The sequence below is a fragment of the Bacillus sp. MBGLi79 genome (genome assembly GCF_002953915.1).
The window spans coordinates 3,632,966-3,635,994 of sequence record NZ_CP026521.1; the positions used below are offsets into that span (position 1 = coordinate 3,632,966).

Below are 3,029 nucleotides of genomic sequence, written 5' to 3' on the forward strand. Positions count from 1 at the left end.
AAAAATCCAGCGCCATGACAGCTGATCCGTCAGAAACCCGCTGATGATCGGCCCAACCGCAGGCGCGACCGCAATCGGAAGAACGAGAACTCTCGAAATTTCAGCCCGTTCGTGCGGAGGAAACGTCCTGAACAAGATTGCCATTCCCACTGGTGTGATCAATCCGCCGCCGGCTCCCTGGATCACGCGAAATACGTTTAATGCCGCCAGATTGTCAGCGATTCCGCATAATGCGGATGCAGCCGTAAATATGGAAAGCGCGGCAAGGAAAACACGCTTTGTCCCAAAGCGGTCTCCAAACCAGCCGGCTGCGGGAAGAAAGACCGCCAAGCTGACTAAGTATCCGATGTTAATTGTGCCTGCAGCAGACGGCAAAGTTTGAAATTCGTTCATGATGGCGGGCAATGCCATGTTAATGACACTCGCATCCATTGCAGCCATAAACATGGCCGTTACATATACAATGCTGACAACCGTCCTTTGATTGAACGGCCTTCTCTTCATTGCTGACCGCCGTGAACTTCTGCAGCCGGCTTCAAGCTGTTCGGCGAGAGATCGGTCCAATTCGAGCTGATATAGTCGATGCAGGCGCTGCGGCTCGTTTCCCCGCAGACAATCTCCCACCCTGCCGGAATATGAACAAAGGCGGGCCAGAGTGAATACTGGCCTTCCTCATTCATTAAAACAACATATGTGCCCTGTTCATTTTCAAAAGGATTTGTCATCGTTATCTCTCCCTACTTGTCCGTATCTTTTTCAAGCCGTCCAGTTTTTCCGCAACATGACGTCCGATTTCGGCCAGCGGCTCCGGCTGGCACAAATCTTTATGCCGGCAATCCATATCATGAATATCAATGTTTCCGTTCAGATAAGGAAGCCATGACTCCGGATCGATCGGATCAAACCATTCCGGTATCACGGTAGATTTGAAGAACAGGATATCACCATGAAAGACGCGGGGCTTATATTCGCTTAAAATCCGGACGGAATTCACATAAGTCTCCTTTAAATTCAAGATCGCAGCCTCATCCAGGCTGGCAAGCGCACTGCCGTCTCGGCGCAGTATATCGATCGCACTGGAAAGTTTCAGCGGTTCCCCGTTAAGGCTGTCCGGATCGTATCCTCCCAATGCCAAGAGTGCAATCAATGCTTCCTGCTCATCAGGTGCATCTTTAATTGGAAGGAAGTGATTCGGGTATGCATCAAGCATGACAAGAAGCGAAATGTCTTCCCCTTGTTCCTGCAGCTGAGTTGCGATCGCATGTACAACATTGCCTCCGAGAGACCAGCCGAGAAGACGATAAGGCCCTGTTGGCTGAATCGTACGAATGTGCCTGATATAATCCGCGGCCATGTCGTCGAGCGTATCAGGAAGCTCTTCCTGCCTTGCGATCCCGCGAGCTTGAAGGCCGTATATCGGATATTCCTTCCCGAGTGCCGTCATTAAACCGGCATAACACCAGCTGAGGCCCCCGGCCGGGTGCACACAAAACAGGGGATCCTGACTGCCTCCGGTTCTCAGCGGAAGCAGTACATCCAGCGCACTTTGCCCGCCGCCGGATTCAAGCCGTTCAGCGAGTCCGCTGACAGTAGGCGCTTCAAGCAGGTCGCCGATGCCGAGCTCGACGCCGAGCGCTTCACGAATGCGGCTCATCAGCTGTACGGCGAGCAGAGAATGACCGCCAAGTTCGAAGAATCCGTCATCAATACCAATCCGCGGCACATTGAGGATTTCTGAAAAAAGATCGCATAAGATTTCTTCCTGCGGTGTTCTTGGCCCCCGCCCTTTAACAGCCGCGGCAAAATCAGGCTCAGGCAGCGCTTTTCGATCAAGTTTGCCATTTGGAGTCAATGGCAGGTCTGCAATTTTTACAAATGCAGAAGGCACCATGTACTCCGGCAGAGTGCCTGCGGCAAACCGGCGCAGCTCAGCCGGATCAGTTTCTTCTTCAGACGTCGGGACAACATAGGCGATCAGGCGCTTGTCCCCGGGCTGGTCTTCCCTTACAACTACAGCAGCTTGATTCACCTTGTGATGGCGGACAAGCACCGCTTCTATCTCGCCGAGTTCGATTCTAAAGCCGCGGATCTTGATCTGCTGATCGGCCCTGCCCATATAATCAAGAGAGCCGTCTTGGCGCCTGCGGGCAAGATCGCCGGTTCGGTACATCCGGGTTCCGGGCGGACCAAACGGATCAGCGACAAAACGGTCTGCCGTCAAATCGGGTCTGCCCAAGTAACCCCGTGCGAGGCCGCCCCCCGACACATACATCTCTCCGGTGACGCCCGGGGGTACCGGTTCAAGGTATTCATCAAGCACATATACACCTAAATCGGGAATCCCTTGACCGATCAGGCTGTTCGCTTGAAGTGCTGCAGTCTGCTGATCGAGGGAAATATAGCTGACATGTACCGTCGTTTCTGTAATTCCGTACATATTAATCAGCCGCGGGAAATGCTCCGGATGGCGTTCATACCAATCTTCAAGCCTCTTCAGTTCGAGCGCTTCCCCTCCAAAAATGATAAAGCGCAAGGAAAGGCACTTTCCTGTCTCAGCATTGTCCCGGTCAGCCTGCATCAATTGATAAAATGCGGAAGGGGTCTGATTGAGCACAGTCACTCCCTCGCGTACGAGAAGATTGAGAAAGTCGGCCGGCGAGCGGCTGATTGTATGAGGCACCACGACAAGCCGTCCCCCATTGAGCAGCGCTCCCCAAATTTCCCATACCGAAAAGTCAAATGCGTAAGAATGAAACATCGTCCAAACATCGTCAGAGCCAAAATGAAACCATTGGTCAGTCGCTCCGAACAGCCGCACGACATTTTGATGTGGAACGATCACTCCTTTCGGCTTGCCGGTCGAACCGGATGTGTAAATGACATACGCCGGGTGAAGAGGCAGCAAAGGCTTCGTACGGTCGGCATCAACCGGATTCGCAGAAGCGCATCCGTTCAGTTCCTCTTGTATGCAAGGGTCATCAAGGACAATCCGTTCAACAGATGCGGGAACAGAAAGGCATGATTCGACC

The 3,029-nt window shown here is 52.9% G+C and carries 3 protein-coding genes; all 3 read right to left on the minus strand.

Features of this window, described 5'->3' with window-relative positions:
- Positions 1-504, minus strand: a 504-nt coding sequence (locus C1T29_RS18570) for an MFS transporter (RefSeq protein WP_208945529.1), incomplete at its 3' end; no start/stop codon positions are given.
- Positions 501-725 (minus strand): MbtH family protein, encoded by a 225-nt coding sequence (locus tag C1T29_RS18575; protein WP_023857108.1) that lies wholly within the window; start codon positions 723-725, stop codon positions 501-503. The genes C1T29_RS18570 and C1T29_RS18575, both read right to left, overlap by 4 nt.
- Positions 726-727: 2 nt before the next feature.
- On the minus strand, positions 728-3,029 hold a 2,302-nt coding region (locus C1T29_RS18580), incomplete at its 5' end, for an amino acid adenylation domain-containing protein (RefSeq protein ID WP_208945530.1).